Origin of the sequence: Streptomyces sp. NPDC014727, from assembly GCF_043083485.1 — a bacterium.
GTDB lineage: Bacteria > Actinomycetota > Actinomycetes > Streptomycetales > Streptomycetaceae > Streptomyces.
This window is the reverse complement of sequence record NZ_JBIBYR010000036.1, coordinates 46,582-64,790: the sequence shown is the minus strand read 5'-3', so window position 1 is coordinate 64,790 and position 18,209 is coordinate 46,582. Positions and strand designations below refer to the sequence as shown.

Here is an 18,209-nt window from a genome sequence, read left to right as displayed (position 1 = left end):
TACTTCGTGACGGGCGACGCGGCCCAGCCCGAAGCCGTCGACAAGCTCACCCCACTCGGGGACCAACTGGAGCTGTTCGACGCGGACTTCACCCTCGCTCCCGGTGTCGACGCCCTCCACCTGCCCGGCCATACTCCCGGCACGACCGTGTACGTGGTCTCCTCCGGCGGGCGCCGCGCGCTGCTACTGGGGGACGTGGTGCACTCGGTGGTCCAGTTCGGCGAGCGCGACTGGCAGGTGATCTGGGACGTCGACCCCGCCGCCGCCTCCGCGGTGCGCAACCGTATCGCCGACGGGTGCGCCGACACCGAGGACCTACTGGTCGCCGCCCACTTCCCTGGTATGCGCTTCGGCCGCATCCTCGCTGCGGACGGCAACCGGCGTTTCGTCGCCGTCTAGTTGTATGAGGCCATGATGTTGGTGACGCCGCTGCGCACCCGGGCTGCGGGCGGCTGGTTCCCGGCGGTGGTGTGTGGCCGGAGGTAGTTGCAGTGGACGGCGTCCCGCTTTTCTCCGCGAACCTGTCCCAGTGGTGCTGATCCCGAGTGATCCGGTCCAACGACGTGACCATGATCGCCTCCCACTCGCGCCAGAGCGGGTCTTTCATCCATCGGCCGAGCTTCGGCCGGTCGTCCAGGTTGACCGCACCGGAGACACAGACATCCTCAACTTCCCCAGCCACGGCGAACCGGGCTTCCGCGGTCGCCCGGTCCAGTTCCTCCCCCTGGCGCAGCAGGGCGGAGCTGTCCTCGGCATCGCGGCTGATACGCCGCACCTTGAGAACCCGCATACCAGGCAAGAGTCGCGCACTGGACATAGCCTCACCTTCCACCACAGGAGCCTCAGATTTGGTGATCCACGGGAGGCGAACCACACGGCCACAATCCGGCCAGCCACCGGGTGCGCGGGGGGTATGACGGCGCCCGCTCGCGGAACACCGGACAGCCCCCTTGCGCGGCGTTGGACAATGGAGGGTGGCCGTCGGGCCCATCGAAGGAGGAAACACCACATGGCACAACCCGAGCGGAACGAGCAGCAGCGGCTGCGACCCGCACCCCTGCTCTTCGAGCCGTCGGCGGCGGTCGCCGATCCCGAGCACTTCTTCGACCTGGAGTCGATGGACGATCCGCAGGAGCTGCTGGCCCGCGCCACCGAGCTGACCCTGGCGTTCCGCGCCGCGACCGACCGGGCGGTCGAGTTCCAGGCGATCGCGGCCGCCCAGCTCGCCGATCCGCGCCGGTTCGACCGGCTGACGACCGCGGACATCGCGCAGCGCGCGGAGTGGACCGAGGACTATGCCAAGAAGATGGTGGAGTTCGGCCGGAGCCTGCTGGGCGGCTCCGCACCCTGACCTCCGCCCCTGGGCCCGGCCCCGGCACCGGCCCCTGACTGCGGGTACCACCAGCGGCATATGCCCGCGGGCAAGATACTCCGCCGCACCCTCGCCTGTCCCGATTTCCGGCAACTCTCGGAATCCTCTTGATCACTCCCGGTAGACATGCCTGCATGAGCGCATGGCTGCCAGACGAAACGACCCTGCATACCGGCGACACCCCCCAGCAGTGCCCTGACGTCTTCGCCCTCCTGCGGGACCGGACTTCGAACCAGACGGCCCAGGTGACGGCGGCCGGCGCCGCCTGGCTCGCCGGCGCCACGGCCTATCCGCGCAGCACGCTGGCCCAGTGGGAGGCCCACCCCACTTCCCCGGGGGTACTGCCGTGCGGATCGGCCTTCGACGTGGTGAACGTGCCCACTCTCTTCGGCCGCCGGATGCTGGAACACCTGTGGTCCGACGGGCCGGGCTCCGGGCCCGTCGCCACGCATCGCGGACGGATGCTGCTCTTCGCCTCCCCCGGCACCGCCCAGCGGCTGCCGTCGCTGCTCGACTGGGAGGAGTGGGGCGGCGGTCTCGAACCGCGGGCCGCCGCGGATCCGCGGGAGCAGGACGGCGGCGAGGCCAAGGTCCCCCCGCTGCTCTGCCACGGCACCGGGGACGCGGTGACCGTCCCGCCCCTGACCTGCACGGCCGCCACCCCGGGGCCCCGCTGGGTGGTCGCCCCCGACACCCGCGGCCCCTGGTTGCCGGGTCCGGACGTACTGCTCTGGGCCTGCGTCCGAGTCACCAGGTCGACGCCCTCGCCGGCGGCCCGGAATACGATTTTTCCTCCTGCCGATCAGGGTGCTAATGTCTACGACGTCAGCAGGCGCCGCTAGCTCAGTTGGTTAGAGCAGCTGACTCTTAATCAGCGGGTCCGGGGTTCGAGTCCCTGGCGGCGCACAGACGGAAGAAGCCCCCTCGCGGAAGCGAGGGGGCTTCTTCGTGATCACAGAAGCCTATGCGCCCGTGGTGATCCGGACCGTCCAGGCACCCGACGGCGTCCGGTCGGCGACTTCGATCCTGGCGTGCGCGCCGGGGATGCTGTACGTCTCGCCGACCCGCAGCGGGGCGTCGGCGAGCGGGGCGTAGACGGACCGGTCCCAGCAGGCGTCGGTGGTGGGGTGGGTATCGAGGACCTCGACCGGTCCGCCGCCGGACGGGATCGTGTTCCGCACCCGGTAGAGCAGGACGCCTTCGGCACACGTCGTCCGGTCGTTGCCGGTCGCGCCCCGCGCCTCGATGGCCACGGCGCTGCCCTCACCGGTCCTGATCACCGCGAGCCGGGTGCCGAGGGAGCCGCCGGGCGCGGGCGCGGCGGCGATCGGTTCCAGGGTGATGTCGCGGGTGCGCTGGACACAGACCACCTGCCTGCGGTCCAGCCAGCCCAGCTTCCACTTGTCCCAGCCGAAGAAGTCCGGTGCGAGACCGAACTGGCTGCCCATCACGTCCCAGTCACCGACATAGGTGTCCCAGTCGCCCTTGCCGTCGGACGGCCGGTGGTAGAGGTCCGGCAGGTCGAAGACGTGGCCGGTCTCGTGGGCCAGCACGTTGTGGTCCGGCGGGTGCTGCTCGAAGACGGTGACGAGGCGGCGGATCTCCGTACCGTCCGCGTGCAGCGGTTGCTCGAAGTTGACCACCTTGGTGGCGTCGGAGTCGACGCCGGGGGCGTCCGGGTCGGCGATCAGGTAGACGATGCCGTACCGGGAGAAATCGACCTTCGGGTCGGCCGTCGCGATGGCATCGCGCAGATAGGCGCTGCGCCTCTCGTTGTTCCAGTCGCGCTGTATGCCGTACCGGTCGGAGGCCTCGGGCATCTGGATCCACTGCTTCAGCGGGTGCGGGCGCAGGGTGAACTTCCCGTACGAGGCGTGCTGGAAGAACTGGGTGGTGGCGGGGAAGTAGTCGGCGGTGAGTTCCTTCGGGGTGGCGGTGGGGCGGTGGTCGGGAAAGGACAGGAAGACCATGACCGCGTCGAGGGAGCGGACGGGGCGGGGGTAGTCATCGTTCCAGTCCCCCAGGCCGAGTGAATGGTGCGCCTCGGTGCGGGGCAGTGCGCACGGGCCCGCTTCGCCGATGGCGGCCACGGCCGGCCCGGCGACGAGGGAGGTGGCCGCGAGGGCCAGGAGAGAGGTCACGGCCGCGGCCACGGCGCGCAGGCTCGGCCTCTCCACTCCCCCGGTCCTGTGCTGACGCGGCACATCTACCTCCGGGTGCGGACTGCGGTCACGCACCCACCCTGTGATGGTTCGAGGCTTCCGTCCTGTTGAGCTGCCCCAGTCGAGTCAGTGGCCGGCCAAGACGTTCACCCTCACGGACAGTCACAATCAATCACCGGAAGATCGCGAAAGAACGGAACCACTCAGGAACGACCAGTCGTGGGCGAACCAGATCAGCTTGGGACTGACCCATGCGGGGCGAACGCGGGGCGTGGAGGGGGCGGGCGCTGGAACGGCCGACGTGCCAGCCTCTATGCTTCACCAGGCTTTCCCGCGTGGATCCCGCCTCCGACAGCGGCGTTCCGCGCGGTGGGCCAGTCCGGCCACACCTGTTCAGGACAGAACTGCACGGCGGGAGCGAACGGTGAGCGGAACCTCCGAAGGGCCGAGGCCCGCGGCGGGCACACACCCCCACTCCGCAGGACCGTCGGTCACGGAGTGTCACACTTTGTGGCCCCCTGCCGGGGCCTCTCGATCCGAGCCGCACGGCTACCGGGCCGCCTTCCGGGCCGCCACGCTCCCGATGGCCGTCGTGGACCGCGAGGGCCTCGTCGTCGCCGCCAATGACGCGCTCGGCGGCCTCCTCGGCAATTCCGCCGCGGCACTGACCGCGCAGTCGGCGGCCGATCTGCTCGACCTCGTCGCGGACGGCCGCACCTGGCACGCGTACCGCGAGGTGCTGCACGGGCGGCGCTCGCGGTTTCGCTGCACCCGCAGGCTCAAGCATCCCGACGGGCGCTCGCTGTGGGCCGAGATCACCGTCGTACCGATGCTTGAACCGGAGGCCGGCCGGGCCGGTGGCTCCGCGCCGGGCCGGGTGCTCCTCTCCGTCGCGGACGTCAGCGACCGGCGTGAGCTGCAGAAGCGGCTGAGCCACCTCCAGATGCACGATCCGGTGACCCGGCTGCCCAACCGGACGCTGTTCTTCGAGCGGCTCTCGGCCGTCCTGGAGACCCCCCGGCACCGGGACGGCCGGGACGGCGGCGCCACGGGGCACGGCCGGATCGGGCTCTGCTACCTCGATCTGGACGGTTTCAAGGCCGTCAACGACACGATGGGCCACCGGGTCGGCGACCGGCTGCTCGCCGCCGTCGCCGCACGGCTCACCGACTGCGTGGCCCAGGACGGCCCGCACCGCCCCGGTGCCCATCTCGTGGCGCGCCTGGGCGGCGACGAGTTCGCCATCCTGGTCGAGGACTCCGCCGGTACGCAGCAGCTCACCGACCTGGCCCGGACGGTCCTGGCCGCGCTGGAGAAGCCCTTCGACCTGGCCGGGCAGCGGCTCTCCGTCTCCGCCTCGATCGGGGTGGTGGAGCGGGCCGTGGCCGGCACCTCGGCGACCGGACTGATGCAGGCCGCCGACACCACGCTGTACTGGGCGAAGGCGGACGGCAAGTCCCGCTGGACGGTCTTCGACCCGGAGCGCAACGCCCACCGGATGACCCGGCAGACGCTCTCCTCCCATCTGCGGCCCGCCGTCGAGCGAGGCGAGTTCACCATCGAGTACCAGCCGCTGGTCGGGATGGCCGACGGAGTCGTACGCGGTGTGGAGGCCCTGGTCCGCTGGAACCACCCGCAGTTCGGCATGCTCTCACCGAATCGGTTCGTCGCCATCGCCGAGGAGGACGGCTCGATCGTCCAGCTCGGCCGGTGGGTGCTGCGCTCCGCCTGCCGCCAGGCCCGCCGCTGGCAGCTCGATCACCCCACCGAGCCACCGCTGTTCATCAGCGTCAATGTCGCCGTGCGGCAGGTCTGGGACTCCGACCTGGTCACCGATGTCGCGGAGATCCTCGCCGAGACGGGCCTCGATCCCGGACTGCTGCAGCTGGAGCTGACCGAGTCGGCGGTGATGGGCTCGGCGGGCCGCCCGCTCCAGGCCCTCCAGTCGCTCAGCGACATGGGCGTACGCATCGCCATCGACGACTTCGGGACCGGCTACTCCAACCTCGCCAATCTGAGCAGGCTGCCGGTCTCCGTACTGAAGCTGGACGGTTCGTTCGTGCGCGGCTTCCGCTACGAGGACGGCGTCCACCCGAGCCCGGCCGACGAGACGATCGTCGAGGCGATGGTGCACCTGGCGCACCGCCTCGGCCTGACCGTCACCGCGGAGTGCGTGGAGACGGCGGGCCAGGCCGAACGGCTGCGCCGGATCGGCTGCGACACCGGGCAGGGCTGGCTGTACTCACGGGCGGTGGCCCCGGAACGGATCGCCGAGCTGATCGGCGGCGGGCTGAAGGTCTGAACCGTGGTCCGGCCCACTCCCCGGGGGCCGGACCACCGGTTGCCCGGGTCAGAGCCTGTCGGGCGGCCTTCGATCGGACAGCGGACGCGGTCTGGTGCGTGCGATTCCAAGGCGCCGGGATGTCCTTGAATGGGGTCTCCCCTGCTCCTTGAGAGCTTGGGGAAGGAGCTACCAGGGCATTTCGGCAACTCGGGAGGGGGTCCCCCCTGGCCCTTAAGGCCTTGGGGGAGTGCGTGCCAGGGCGTGGCCGCCCGATCAGAGGCCGCCCGACAGGCTCTCAGACCGACGGCAGCCCGTACGCGTCCGCGATGAGCTCGTAGCTGCGCAGCCGGGCCTCGCCGCCGTGGGCGTTGGCGGTGATCATCAGTTCGTCGGCGCCGGTGCGCTTGGCCAGGTCGTCGAGGCCGGTACGGACCTCGTCCGCCGTGCCGTGGACGATGTTGGCCAGCCAGCTGTCGACGAACTCCTGCTCCATGGGGCTGAAGGCGTACGCCTCCGCCTCCTCGGGTGTCGGGACCAGACCGGGGCGTCCGGTGCGCAGGCGGACCATGGACAGGGCTCCGGAGAGCACCTGGCGGCGGGCCTCGCGCGCGTCGTCGGCGGCCAGGGCCGAGACCCCGATCAGCGCGTACGGGGCGTCGAGCACCGCGGACGGCCGGAACGACTCCCGGTACAGATCGAGGGCCGGCACCGTGTTCTGCGCCGAGAAGTGGTGGGCGAAGGCGAACGGCAGGCCGAGCACACCGGCCAGCCGGGCGCTGAAGCCGGAGGAGCCGAGCAGCCAGACCGGCGGACGGGCCGCGGACTGGACGCCGCCCTCGGCCGTGGCCTGGACCGGTCCGGGGACCGCGTGGATGCGGGAGTAGGGGTGGCCGTCGGGGAAGTCGTCGTCCAGGAACCGGGTCAGTTCGGCGAGCTGCTGCGGGAAGTCTTCGGCGCCCTCGTCGAGGCGTTCCGACCGGCGCAGGGCGGCTGCCGTGGCGCCGTCCGTGCCGGGGGCACGGCCGAGGCCGAGGTCGATGCGGCCCGGCGCCATGGCCTCAAGGGTGCCGAACTGTTCGGCGATGACGAGCGGTGCGTGGTTGGGCAGCATCACACCGCCCGAGCCGAGCCTGATGCGCTCGGTGTGGGCGGCGAGGTGGGCCAGGATCACGGCCGGTGAGGAGGAGGCGACGCCGGGCATGGAGTGGTGTTCGGCCACCCAGTAGCGGTGGAATCCCCGGCGTTCGGCGAGCTGCGCGATGTCCACACTCGTGCGCAGCGCCTGGGTGGCGGTGCGGCCCTGGCCCACGGTGACCAGGTCCAGCACGGAGAGCGGAACGGCGGCCGTTCCCTCCGTCTTGCCACGGATCTCGTCGCCTCGAATCTCGTCCACGTCCTGCCCTCTCCGGTGTTGCGCCTACGTCCGGCTCGTACGTCCGGAAGAGCCCAACAGGAGGTTGTCTCCGTTTATTCCCGCCCCCGGAACGCCGACCGCCCCGGCTCACCAGCCGGGGTGGGTCTGCCTTCCGGACCACCCCTTTCTTCCGCTGTGCGCGCGCTCCCGGCCGGCGCCCCATGGGGCCACCGGGGCCGGGGGTGCCTCGCGCTCGGCGAAGATCTTGCCGAGCCTCGGGGACCAGGCCCGGCGGTCCGCCAGCCGCAGCCCCTCCCGCACCGACACCTGGTTCCCGGTGAGGACCGGTTTGCCGAGCAGCCTCTCCAGCTCCGCCACGTGCGCGACGGTGTGCAGGGCGGTGTCGGGCAGCAGCATCACGTCCGCCTCCGGCCGGTCCGCGGCCATGACGAGGCCCTTCACCTCGTCCAGGCCCCAGGCGGCCGCCTCGGCGGCGGAGGCGAGACCGGCGGCGCGGGTGGCGGTCACCTCGATGCCCGCGGAGTGCAGGAAGGCGGCGAACAGCGCGGCGACGGGCTCGGGGTAGGTCGCGGCGACCGCCACCCGGGCGGCGTCCAGTTCCCGTACCGCGTGGACGAAGGCGAAGGGGGTGCTGGAGGCGGGCACCCCGGCCGCCCTGGCCAGGGCGGCCGTCTGTTCATGGGCTCCCTCCCAGCCGTACAGGAAGCTGCCGCTGCTGCTCACCCAGACGACGGACTCGACGCCGGCGCGTTGCAGCTCCGTCACCCCGGCGGCCAGACGTTCGGGCGTACCGGTGCGCATCAGCGTGTCGGTCCCGTAGTCGTCCTCGTCGACGTCGGTGTGGTTCACGACCAGCCTGACGGCGTCGAGCAGGATCTCCATCCGCGGGAAGTCGTCCTCCGCGAAGTGGCCCGGGTAGAGAAAGCCGAGGGTCGTCATGTCCACCCCTTCTGTTCCTGCGGGTGCCTGGACGGGGCGGGAGCGGCGCACGCACGCGTGAGCGTTTTCGCCCGTCCCTCCCAGTATTCCCCCATCCGTCGTCGCTCCCCCGGTGAGCTGTTGACGAAGACGGGCGTGGCTGCGAGCGTGGTCAATCCGCACATCCCAGAGGCAGCGGAGCGACCGTCCCTCATGTCAGAGCCCACCCTGCTCGTCCTGGACACCGACCCGTCGCCGCGTCTCGGCCGGCTGACCGGCACGGCCGACATCCGGTACACCGACGAGGCCGGACTCGCCGCCCGGCTTCCGGCAGCCGACGTGCTGCTGGTGTGGGACTTCACCTCCGACGCGGTACGGGCCGCCTGGCCCGGCGACGGGCCGCGCCCGGCGTGGGTGCATACGGCGAGCGCGGGCGTGGACCGGCTGCTCTGCCCGGAGCTGACCGCGTCCGACACGGTGGTGACCAACGCGCGGGGCATCTTCGAGAGGCCCGTCGCCGAGTACGTGACGGGTCTGGTGCTGGCGTTCGCCAAGGACCTCCCCCGCACGCTGGAGCTCCAGCAGCGGCGGCTGTGGCGCCACAGGGAGAGCGTCCAGGTCGCGGGCAGCCGTGCGGTGGTCGTCGGCGCGGGCCCCATCGGACGGGAGATCACCAGGATGCTGATCACCCTCGGGGTCCAGGTGGCGCTCGTGGGACGCAGCGCGCGGCGCACCATCCACGGGGTGGCGGAGCTGGACCGGCTGGCCTCCATGGCCGACTGGGTGATCTGCGCGGCGCCGCTGACGGACTCGACCCGTTCCATGTTCGACGCGCGGTTCTTCGGGCTGATGCAGCCCTCGGCCCGCTTCATCAACGTGGGGCGCGGACCGTTGGTCGTGGAGGACGATCTGGCCGCCGCGCTGCGCAAGCGCTGGATCGCGGGCGCGGCGCTCGATGTGTTCGAGCGGGAGCCGCTGGAGCCGCGCAGCCCGCTCTGGGACGTGCCGGATCTGATCGTGTCGCCGCACATGAGCGGCGACACGGCGGGCTGGCGGGACCGGCTGGGCGAGCAGTTCGTGGAGATGTACGAACTCTGGGCGGCGGGTGAGCCGTTGCCGAACGTGGTGGACAAGCGGCGCGGGTACGTCCCCGTGCGGGACCGGAACGAGTGAGCTCAACCGGCCCGGCCCGTCGCCCGTTTCACCCTTCCATGACGGACATCTCCCCATGACGGGTGGTCATGGACCGTTCCCGGCCGGGCCGTACGCGCTGCGCACCGACCGTCGCACTCCGCGCGCGAACGGACACGGGAAGGTCACCTTCCGGACACTGTTCGATCACATGCGGCGTCTTCCTGCATAGACGCACGGGATCGGGCAGGCGCTCCCCCTGTCCGGACTGTTCGCCCGCTCCAGGAGATCACGAACCATGGCTGACTTCCCCGACCTGTCCCGCAGGGGCTTCCTCAACCGATCGGCAGCCGTGGGTGGCCTGCTCGTCGTCCCCGGTCTGCTCTCCGCGTGCAGCAAGACGGACGCCGGTTCGGCGGACGGTGCGGGGGCGCTCGACAAGCTCCGCAAGCAGGGCTTCGTCCGGGTCGCGTACGCCAATGAGGCCCCGTACGGCTATCTGGAGGGCAAGCAGCTCAAGGGCGAGGCGCCCACCCTGCACCGGGAGATCTTCAAGGCCCTCGGCGTCGACGAGCTGAAGCCCACCCTCTCCGAGTGGGACGGCCTGATCCCTGGGCTTCAGGCGGGCAAGTACGACGTGGTCAGCGCCGGCATGGCGATCACACCGGAGCGCTGCGCCAACGCCCTGTTCTCCGAGCCCGAGTTCATCTCGCCCACCGCGCTGATGGTGAAGAAGGGCAACCCGAGGAAGGTCACCGACCTGGCGTCGGCGAAGGCCGCCGGGATCACCGTGGGCGTGATGTCGGGCGCCGTCGAGGGCAAGTACGCCGAGGGCGCGGGCATCACCAAGGACCGGATCAAGTCCTTGCAGAAGCCGCAGGACGGCGCGGACGCGGTCAAGGGCGGCCGGATCGACGCGTTCCTGCTCACCGGCATCTCGCTGCGCTGGCTGGCGAAGACGAATCCCGCCACCGAGGTCACCGAGGCCTTCCTGCCGGAGCTCGACGGCAAGAAGCAGTACAGCCCCGGCGGCGCCGTCTTCCGCAAGGGCAACGAGGACCTGCGGGACGCCTTCAACCGTGAGCTGAAGAAGATCGTCTCGGACAGCTCGCGCTATGTGGGCCTGCTCCGGGACTACGGCTTCGGGGCCACCGAGCTCCCGCCGGCCACGTTGAAGACGGCCGATCTGTGCAAGGGCTGACGGGGACGGACCGCACCGCATGAGTGATTTCTTCACCGCCTTCTTCGACGATCTGCCGCAGTTGCGCTCGGGATTGTGGGTGACTCTCGAAGCCACCGTCCTGGGCGCGCTGGCCGCCCTCCTCCTGTCGTTCGCCCTCGGTCTGATGTCGGTCAGCCGGCTGCTGGTGCTGCGCGGTGTGTCCCGTGTGGTCGTGGAGTTCTTCCGCGGCACCTCGCTCTACATCCAGCTGTTCTGGCTCTACTACGCGATGCCGACGCTGACGGGGTACGAACTGACGCCGCTGCTCTGCGGTGTCGTCGCCTTCGGTCTCAACTACGGCGCGTACGGGGCCGAGGTGGTGCGGGGGGCGGTCAACTCCGTACCGCGCGCCCAGTACGAGGCGGCCGTCGCGCTGAACATGACGCCGTTGCACCGGATGCGGAAGGTGATCCTTCCGCAGGCCTGGGTGCAGATGATCCCGTCCTTCACCAATCTGCTGATCCAGTTGCTCAAGTGCACCCCGCTGCTGTGGCTGATCTCCGCGGCCGACCTGATGACCGTGGTCCAGCAGCTGCGCGACCGCACCGGTGAGACGCTCACCGCGTACCTGACCCTGCTGGTCGTCTACTTCGTCCTGGCCTACGCGCTGACCCTGCTCATGAACCTGCTGGAGCGGAGCGCCAAGCGCCGGCTCGGCCTGGCGACCGGTGCGGGCTCGCTGCTGCGCAGCCGCAGCGCCACGGAAGCCGTCGCGTCGGCGACCGGAGGTGCCCGGTGAACGGCTTCGACTGGAACGCCGCCGGGGACGCCCTGCCCCTGCTCCTGCGAGGTTTCGAGGTCACACTGCTCGCGACCGTGCTCGGCACGCTCGTCGCCGCGGTCCTCGGGCTCGCCATCGCGGTCGCCGGAAGGGCCCCGAGCCGGTTCGTGACGGTGCCGGTGCGGGTCGTGATGGAGTTCATCCGGTCCACCCCGCTGCTCGTCCAACTCGTCGGCGCGGCAGCCCTGTTCACCTCGGTGGAGCCGCTGGTGACCGGCATCGTGGTGCTGGGTGTCCACTACGCCACGTACACCTCCGAGGTGTACCGCGCGGGGATCGACGGCGTACCGAAGGGCCAGTGGGAGGCCTGCCGGGCGCTCTCGCTCGGCCCCCGGCGGACCTGGCAGGCCGTGATCCTGCCGCAGGCGGTGCGCAATGTGCTGCCCGCCCTCGGCAACTACGCGATCGCGATGTTCAAGGAGACTCCGTTCCTCGCCGTGATCACGGTGCAGGAAATGGTCTTCGAGGCGCGGAAGTACGGCGCCGACCACTTCGCGTACACCGAGGCATTCACGCTCGCCGGGCTGGTCTTCCTGGTCGCGAGCTACCCCACCTCGCTGCTGATGAGAAAGCTGGAGAAGCGCCTTGGCCACTGAACCCCTCCCCCTGCAGAAGACGGCGCTCCCGGTCCCGGAGGACGCCGCACCGGTCTCCGCCGCGCCGGGGACCGGCCATCCGCTGGTCCGCTTCGACCACGTCGTGAAGCGGTACGGGGACCACGTCGTCCTCGACGGCCTGGACTTCTCGGTGCGGCGCGGCGAGCACGTCACCCTGATCGGGCCCAGCGGCTCGGGCAAGACCACCATCCTGCGGCTGCTGATGACGCTGGAGAAGGTCAGCGACGGGGTCATCTGGGTGGACGGCGCCCCGCTGTCCCACGTCGAGGCGCCCGACGGTTCGCTGAGGCCGGCGACCGAGAAGCATCTGCGCGAGGCCCGGAAGAAGATCGGCATGGTCTTCCAGCAGTTCAACCTCTTCCCCAACATGAAGGTGCTGCAGAACATCACCGAGGCCCCGGTCAGCGTGCTGGGCATGGACCGCGACGAGGCGGAGGCGCGTGCCCGCGAGCTGCTCGATCTGGTCGGGCTCTCGGGAAAGACCGACGCGCACCCCTCCCAGCTCTCCGGCGGACAGCAGCAGCGGGTGGCGATCGCCCGCGCGCTGGCGATGCGGCCGGAGATCCTGCTGCTGGACGAGGTGACGTCCGCGCTCGACCCGGAGCTGGTGGCCGGCGTGCTGGAGCTGCTGAGCGACATCGCGAGGAACACCGACATCACCATGCTCTGCGTGACCCATGAGATGAACTTCGCCCGGGACGTCTCGGAGACGGTACTGATGTTCGATGCCGGACGCGTGGTCGAGTCGGGTCCGCCGGAAAAAATCTTCACCGATCCCGCACATGAACGTACGCGCGAGTTCCTCACCGCGGTGCTGTGACCTCGCCAATCGTCGCACGCCAATGACTCTGGCATATGCCAAACGGGTGCGCCCCAGCTCCTGGAGCCGGGGGCGCACCGTGACATCACCAACACCCGCCCCGGAACGGGCCCTTGGCGGCTATCGTGAGGGCAGAGCTTGCGGTCACAACCTGGTGGGGGAAACCGTGACATTGAAGCCCGAACCGACCGCACCGTTCCATTCGGTGCAGTACGCCCTTCGTGTTCTCGAAACGGTCTCCAAGCACGGCAACGGTGTGACGGACACCCAGATCTCCCGGGAGACGGGGCTGCCCCTCGGGCACCTCACCTCCCTGTTGCTGACGCTGCGCCGCGAAGGGTACGTCGAGCAGATCACCGACGGTGCCTATGTCATCGGCTCCTCGCTGCTGCTCCTGGGTTCCGGCGCGGCCCGAAGACAGGCACTGGAGACCAAGCTCCAGGGGATGCTGGCGCAACTGCGCGATTCGGTCGGCGCGGCGGTCTACATCAGCCGGTACGTCGACGGCGAGATCCGCGTCACGCAGTACGCCGACGGTCCCCGCACTCCCGCCGTGAACGAGTGGGTGGACTTCCGTTCCTCCGCGCACGCGTCGGCGGTCGGCAAGTGCCTGCTGGCCCAGCTCGACCAGAACGACCGCCGCGACCATCTCTCGCGCCACAAGACGGCCCGGCTCACCTCACGGACGATCACCAACGAGAGAGTTCTCTTCTCCAAGCTGGACAGCCAGCCGGCCACGGTCCCGGTGCTCGACATCCAGGAGTACGCGGTCGGCACGGTGTGCGCGGCGGTGCCGCTCACAGCCGGCTCGTCGGCGGGATGCCTGGCACTGTCACTGCCGATCGAGGACGCGCATCGACTGCGCGCGGCGGCGGACACGCTCAACCGTCGGGCGGCGCCCGTGCTCCTGTCGCTGGCGCTCTGACGCTGCGCGGGGCACCCCGGGGCAGCCTCGCCTCCAGGGGCGGAGGGGTCCGATGCCGCTCCGGCCGACTCGGCCTTCCCTGATCGAACCGGTTCGGACCGTCTCATCCGGTTTCGTTCGACTCTGCCCCCGTTCATTCCCGGTGTCATCAGCACCTCTCGGGAGCAGGTATTATTTTCCTGTCAGCAGGCGCCGCTAGCTCAGTTGGTTAGAGCAGCTGACTCTTAATCAGCGGGTCCGGGGTTCGAGTCCCTGGCGGCGCACAGACAACGCACTGGGCGGTTCACGTACACACGTGAACCGCCCAGTGCGTTTTTTGCTGCCCCAGATAATGGACGAACGTCTTACACAGCCGTACTAGACAACCGTATTACACGTCCGTATATTCCCCGGCATGACGAACGCTACGAGCACCACCGCCGCGCGCGGCGACCTCGCCGGTCGCCGGGAATGGACCGCCTTCGTGGTCCTCCTGCTCCCCCTCCTCCTCGTCTCGATGGATGTCTCCGTCCTCTTCTTCGCGATCCCGTCCATCGACCGGGACCTCGCGCCCAGCGCCACTCAACAGCTCTGGATCTTCGATGTGTACGCCTTCGCCCTGGCCGGCCTGCTCATCACGATGGGCTCGCTCGGCGACCGGATCGGCCGCCGCAAGCTGCTGCTCCTCGGCGCGTTCGCGTTCAGTGCCGCGTCCGTCGTCGCCGCGTACTCCACCAGCCCCGAGATGCTGATCGCGGCCCGCGCCGTGCTCGGGATCGGCGGTGCGACGCTGATGCCGTCGACGATGGGGCTCGTGCGGAGCATGTTCCGCGACGAGCGGCAGCGGGGCCGGGCCATCGGCATCTGGTCGGGCGCCATGGCCGGCGGGATCGCGCTCGGCTCGGTGCTCAGCGGTGTCATGCTGGAGCACTTCTGGTGGGGCTCGGTCTTTCTGATCAATGTGCCGGCGATGGTGTTGCTGCTGGTCCTGGTGCCGGTGCTGGTTCCGGAGTCCAAGGACCCGAACCCCGGCCGGTTCGACTTCCTGAGCGTGCCGCTGTCGATGGGCGCCGTGCTGCCCGTCGTCTACGGGGTCAAGGAGAGCGCCGCCCACGGGTTCGACGTGCCACGCGGGCTGCTCATCGCCGCCGGGCTCCTCATGGTCTGGCTCTTCGTCCGTCGTCAGCGCGGTCGCGGCGACGCGATGATCAGCCGGGAGCTGTTCCGGGACCGCGGCTTCGCGGCGGGCATCGGGCTGAACGCACTGGCCACGTTCGCCATGATGGGCTCCTCGTTCTTCACCACGCAGTATCTGCAGTCGGTGCTCGGCATGGGCACGATGGAGGCCGCGCTGTGGAGCCTGGCCCCGTCCTTGGCGGTGGGAGCCGCGGCCCCGACGGCCACGGCGATCGCCCAGCGGACCGACCGCACGCGCGTCATCTGCGCCGGCTTCGTGATCGCCGCCGCCGGTTTCTCCGTCCTCGCCCTGACCGGTACGGACTCGCTGTGGCTGCTGCTGGGCGGTTGCGCCGTGATGAGCTGCGGCATCGTCACCGTGATGGCGCTCGTCTCGGATCTGGCGCTGTCCACCGCCCCGCCCGCGAGGGCCAGTTCGGCGGCCTCGCTGCTGGAGACCGGCCAGGAGTTCGGCGGCGCGATGGGCATGGCCCTGCTGGGTGCGGTGGCCACGGCGGTCTACACCGCGCAGATGCCGGGCTCGGCACCGGAGGCCGCCCGCAAGACGCTGCCGGGTGCGGTGGCCACGGGAGACGATTCACTGATCTCCGTCGGGCGGGAGGCGTTCGTGCACAGCATGCAGTACGCCTCGGTGGCGGGGGCCGCCCTGCTGCTGGTGGGGGCGGTGCTGGCCGCGACGCTGCTGCGGCGGCGCACCGCACCGGCGAGCCGGGACGAACTGGCCCTGACGAGTTAGGGGCTCTCGTTCGAATCGGGTGGATCGGGTGGATCGGGCCAATCGGTCCGGATCGAGGCGCGGCGCCCTGGCCACCGGTGCGCCTCACCGGTCCCGGTCAGTGGCAGCCCCCGGGTGGGGGCGGAGCGGGGCGGGCCCGGGTGGGGCCGCCCCGCTCCGCACGACCGTTGACTATGCGTCAGAATTGCACATCGGAGCAGGCGTAGAACGCGTTGGCCGTGTCAGCGATGTTCCAGACGCTCAGGATGATGTGCTTCCCGGTCTTCTGGGTGGGGATGGTGCCCTGCTGGGTCAGGGTCGCCGGGGGCTGCTTGCCGCCGTACGGCACCGTCATGAAGGGCTGCGGCTCCAGGTCGGCCCTGGTGAGCGGCTTGGTGGGGTCCCAGCCGTCCTTGGTGATGTAGTAGCGGAAATCCGTCGTGGCGTGGCGTGCGGTGAACTGCCAGCGGAAGCTGAAGCCCTGCCCGGCCGTGACAGCGGTGGCCGGCCAGTTGCCACCGCGCGGGTCGTCGAGCTGGGCGAACTCGGAGTGACCGCCGGAGCAGATCTTGCCGTCGGCCGGACCTGCCGCCGGGAAGCCCTTGGGGCCCTCGACGCTCTGCGGCTCCCACTGGATGTTGCCGCAGCCCGTCACCGTGCCGTTGGCACAGAGCTTCTGGCGGCTGATGGGGTTGTCGGTGTAGCCGTGGCTGCCGGCGCTGCTCGTCGCGAACATCGAGACGGCCGCCACCGCCAGGCCGACTACGGCCGCGCTTGCCCGTTTACGCATTGCTGTCGCTCCTCAAGAACGTGGGGGAGGTTCCATGAGCCCTGCTGCGCGCGTGTTGCGGTCTAGACCAAGCCTTAGATTATTGACGGGATATGAACATGTCCAGACCAATGGGAGTTGGATTCCGCTTCGCCTCCCGAGCGCCCCCACGAGGCCCTCAGGCCCCCTCCCCGCCACTGCGTCCGGTGTAGAAGGCCACCGTCAAGTCCTTGACCAGTGACTTCCGTTCGTAGTCGTCCAGCTCCACGATCCCCCTCGCGGTGAGCCGGTTGACCGTGTCGTCCACCGCGTCGACCACCGAAGTCAGCACGCTGTCACGGTGCTTGGCGTCGATGGCGGCGATCCTGCGCCGCTGCATGGCCGCGGCGACCTCGGGCGCGTACTCGATGCCGGTCGGCTGCGCCGAGTACACCTCGATGCCGACGGGTTCGCAGTCGGCCTTGAGCATCCGGGTCAGCGCGTCACCGACCGCCTCCGCGTCGCGCAGCGTGTGCGTGTCCTCGTGGAACGCGTCGGCGGGCAGTTGCGAAAGGACCCGGGCCATCGCCGCCTCGACCTGTTCGCGCAGATACGCCTCGTGGTCGGCGACCCCGAGCGTCGCCCGTACGGTGTCCCTGATCCGCCACACGACGAGGACGACGACGCGCAGCGCCGTACCGTTGGCGTCCACCGAGGGGAGCGGTTCGCTGCGCCAGTGCCGCAGACGTACGTCGACCCGACGGCGCAGCAGCAGCGGGCTGATCCACATCAGTCCGGTCCGGCGCACACTCCCCCGGTACTCGCCGAAGAGCGTCAGCACCCAGGCGTAACCGACCCGTCCGCGGCTCAGACCGCCGAGAGCGAAGAGCACGACCGTGACCAGCGCGGCGAGCGCTGTCCAGGCCCCGAGGCCGATTCCGTGGTACGGACGCGAGCCGATCCCGAGCCGGGCCGGCACTACGGCGGGCAACGCGCCGACCCACCAGAGGACGGCGAACCCCGCGGCGATCCCGGCCAGTCCGCCGAGCACCGCGACCCAGCCGGGCAGCGCGGGCCCCGGCCGCTCGGCCAGCCGGGGGTCACCGACCGGCGCCGGTCTCGTCGACGGCCGCACCTGCGGTCCCCTCGGCGCGGGCGGTCGCCGCACCCGCGCCGCCGCACCGCCGCCGTCGGCTCCCCCGGGCAGCGCACCGGCGGGGAGCACGCCGGCGTCGGTGTGTGCGGAATCCTCGCGGAAGAGCAGGTGCACGGGAATGGACGCGGTCCGCTCACCGGCGATGACGGCGTGATGCCGCCCGGCGCCCCACGGGCTGCCGCCGGACCGCTCGGCCCCGCCGCCCCCGGAGACGGGGAGGGAGCCGAAGACGGTGTCGGCTGCCGCCCGGTGCCGGGAGGAGGGGGACGGGAACGGGGTGTCGGAACCGGGCCCGGTGCGGTGCCCGGCCAAGGCCGGCACGGGCGCGGGGCCCGGCACCGAGTCCTCGACGGCCGCGCTGCCCGAAGCCGCGACCGGGAGAGATGCGGCGCCCATGGCCGGGACGTGCGCGGTGTTTGCGACAGGTGGGGTGCCCATGGCCGGGACGTGCGCGGTGCTTGCGACAGGTGGGGTGCCCATGGCCGGGACCGACACGGCGGCCGAGGCCGCGCCGAGCGTCGCGGAGTCCACGGACTTCCTCGGTACCGGGTCCAGCACGAGGTCGACCACGGAGTCCGGGCCCGCGCCCGACTCCCCGTCCGGGGCGGAACCCGGCCCCGGGCCCGCACCGGCCGCCCGGTCGGGGGCAGCCTCCGGCCCCGGAGCCGTATCCGGCCCCCCGTCCGCCCCCGGAACCGGAGCCGTGCCCGGCCCCGCGTCGACCCCCTGCTCCTCTTCCCGTCCCCTCCCGTTCTCCGGGGTTCCGGAGCTGTCCGACACCGTGGATCCCATTCCCGCCTCCGTCAT

General features: G+C 70.7%; 16 protein-coding genes, 2 tRNA genes and 1 pseudogene. 13 read left to right on the top strand and 6 right to left on the bottom strand.

The window, feature by feature from the left end:
• The coding region (locus ACF1B9_RS34090; protein ID WP_391795966.1) for an MBL fold metallo-hydrolase at positions 1-399 on the top strand (399 nt) is incomplete at its 5' end.
• Positions 400-526: 127 nt separating this feature from the next.
• On the opposite strand, the pseudogene ACF1B9_RS34085 reads toward ACF1B9_RS34090, so the two are convergent.
• Positions 527-790 (bottom strand): annotated as a pseudogene (locus tag ACF1B9_RS34085) (recombinase family protein); the annotation flags it as partial.
• Positions 791-1,009: 219 nt separating this feature from the next.
• Here ACF1B9_RS34085 and ACF1B9_RS34080 point away from each other — a divergent pair.
• The 3 genes from ACF1B9_RS34080 (at position 1,010) to ACF1B9_RS34070 (ending at position 2,278) form a co-directional block, all read left to right on the top strand.
• A complete protein-coding gene (locus ACF1B9_RS34080) occupies positions 1,010-1,351 on the top strand; it encodes a hypothetical protein (protein ID WP_351073279.1) in 342 nt (113 codons plus the stop codon).
• Between the two features lie 155 nt (positions 1,352-1,506).
• Positions 1,507-2,214, top strand: a complete 708-nt coding sequence (locus ACF1B9_RS34075) for a bifunctional DNA primase/polymerase (protein WP_391741074.1) — start codon at positions 1,507-1,509, stop codon at positions 2,212-2,214.
• A tRNA-Lys gene (locus ACF1B9_RS34070) sits at positions 2,205-2,278 on the top strand. Before ACF1B9_RS34075 ends, ACF1B9_RS34070 begins: the two co-directional genes overlap by 10 nt.
• A 56-nt stretch (positions 2,279-2,334) precedes the next feature.
• On the opposite strand, the gene ACF1B9_RS34065 is transcribed toward ACF1B9_RS34070, so the two are convergent.
• A complete protein-coding gene (locus ACF1B9_RS34065; RefSeq protein WP_391741075.1) occupies positions 2,335-3,549 on the bottom strand; it encodes a M6 family metalloprotease domain-containing protein in 1,215 nt (404 codons plus the stop codon).
• A 409-nt stretch (positions 3,550-3,958) separates the two neighbouring features.
• Between ACF1B9_RS34065 and ACF1B9_RS34060 the strand changes: the two genes are divergently transcribed.
• On the top strand, positions 3,959-5,836 hold the full coding sequence (locus ACF1B9_RS34060) for a putative bifunctional diguanylate cyclase/phosphodiesterase (protein ID WP_391741076.1): 1,878 nt from the start codon (positions 3,959-3,961) through the stop codon (positions 5,834-5,836).
• Between the two features lie 277 nt (positions 5,837-6,113).
• On the opposite strand, the gene ACF1B9_RS34055 is transcribed toward ACF1B9_RS34060, so the two are convergent.
• Positions 6,114-7,211, bottom strand: coding sequence for an LLM class flavin-dependent oxidoreductase (locus ACF1B9_RS34055; protein ID WP_391741077.1), 1,098 nt, complete (start codon positions 7,209-7,211; stop codon positions 6,114-6,116).
• 108 nt (positions 7,212-7,319) lie between these two features.
• Positions 7,320-8,132 (bottom strand): decarboxylase, encoded by an 813-nt coding sequence (locus ACF1B9_RS34050; protein WP_391741078.1) that lies wholly within the window; start codon positions 8,130-8,132, stop codon positions 7,320-7,322.
• A gap of 192 nt (positions 8,133-8,324) precedes the next feature.
• On the opposite strand from ACF1B9_RS34050, the gene ACF1B9_RS34045 reads away from it, so the two are divergent.
• The 8 genes from ACF1B9_RS34045 (at position 8,325) to ACF1B9_RS34010 (ending at position 15,519) form a co-directional block, all read left to right on the top strand.
• The gene (locus ACF1B9_RS34045) at positions 8,325-9,284 is read left to right on the top strand and encodes a D-2-hydroxyacid dehydrogenase (RefSeq protein WP_391741079.1); all 960 of its coding nucleotides are present in this window, start codon (positions 8,325-8,327) and stop codon (positions 9,282-9,284) included.
• 256 nt (positions 9,285-9,540) lie between these two features.
• Entirely contained in the window at positions 9,541-10,443 is a 903-nt protein-coding gene (gene ehuB / locus ACF1B9_RS34040; protein WP_391741081.1) for an ectoine/hydroxyectoine ABC transporter substrate-binding protein EhuB, read from the top strand.
• 19 nt (positions 10,444-10,462) lie between these two features.
• Positions 10,463-11,203 (top strand): ectoine/hydroxyectoine ABC transporter permease subunit EhuC, encoded by a 741-nt coding sequence (gene ehuC / locus ACF1B9_RS34035; RefSeq protein WP_391741082.1) that lies wholly within the window; start codon positions 10,463-10,465, stop codon positions 11,201-11,203.
• On the top strand, positions 11,200-11,841 hold the full coding sequence (gene ehuD, locus ACF1B9_RS34030; RefSeq protein ID WP_391741084.1) for an ectoine/hydroxyectoine ABC transporter permease subunit EhuD: 642 nt from the start codon (positions 11,200-11,202) through the stop codon (positions 11,839-11,841). The genes ehuC and ehuD overlap by 4 nt, the downstream gene beginning before the upstream one ends.
• Positions 11,831-12,682 (top strand): ectoine/hydroxyectoine ABC transporter ATP-binding protein EhuA, encoded by an 852-nt coding sequence (ehuA, locus tag ACF1B9_RS34025; protein ID WP_391741086.1) that lies wholly within the window; start codon positions 11,831-11,833, stop codon positions 12,680-12,682. The genes ehuD and ehuA overlap by 11 nt, the downstream gene beginning before the upstream one ends.
• A 166-nt stretch (positions 12,683-12,848) precedes the next feature.
• Positions 12,849-13,607: an IclR family transcriptional regulator C-terminal domain-containing protein gene (locus tag ACF1B9_RS34020; RefSeq protein ID WP_391741087.1), complete on the top strand. Its 759-nt coding sequence runs from the start codon at positions 12,849-12,851 to the stop codon at positions 13,605-13,607.
• Positions 13,608-13,796: 189 nt separating this feature from the next.
• A tRNA-Lys gene (locus tag ACF1B9_RS34015) sits at positions 13,797-13,870 on the top strand.
• 131 nt (positions 13,871-14,001) lie between these two features.
• Positions 14,002-15,519, top strand: a complete 1,518-nt coding sequence (locus ACF1B9_RS34010; RefSeq protein ID WP_391741088.1) for an MFS transporter — start codon at positions 14,002-14,004, stop codon at positions 15,517-15,519.
• 178 nt (positions 15,520-15,697) lie between these two features.
• Here ACF1B9_RS34010 and ACF1B9_RS34005 read toward each other — a convergent pair whose 3' ends face one another.
• Both ACF1B9_RS34005 and ACF1B9_RS34000 read right to left on the bottom strand, forming a co-directional pair.
• Complete coding sequence (locus ACF1B9_RS34005) at positions 15,698-16,288, bottom strand: lytic polysaccharide monooxygenase auxiliary activity family 9 protein (RefSeq protein WP_351073298.1); 591 nt, start codon at positions 16,286-16,288, stop codon at positions 15,698-15,700.
• A gap of 157 nt (positions 16,289-16,445) precedes the next feature.
• Positions 16,446-18,194: an SPFH domain-containing protein gene (locus ACF1B9_RS34000; RefSeq protein ID WP_391741609.1), complete on the bottom strand. Its 1,749-nt coding sequence runs from the start codon at positions 18,192-18,194 to the stop codon at positions 16,446-16,448.
• Positions 18,195-18,209: the final 15 nt, after the last annotated feature.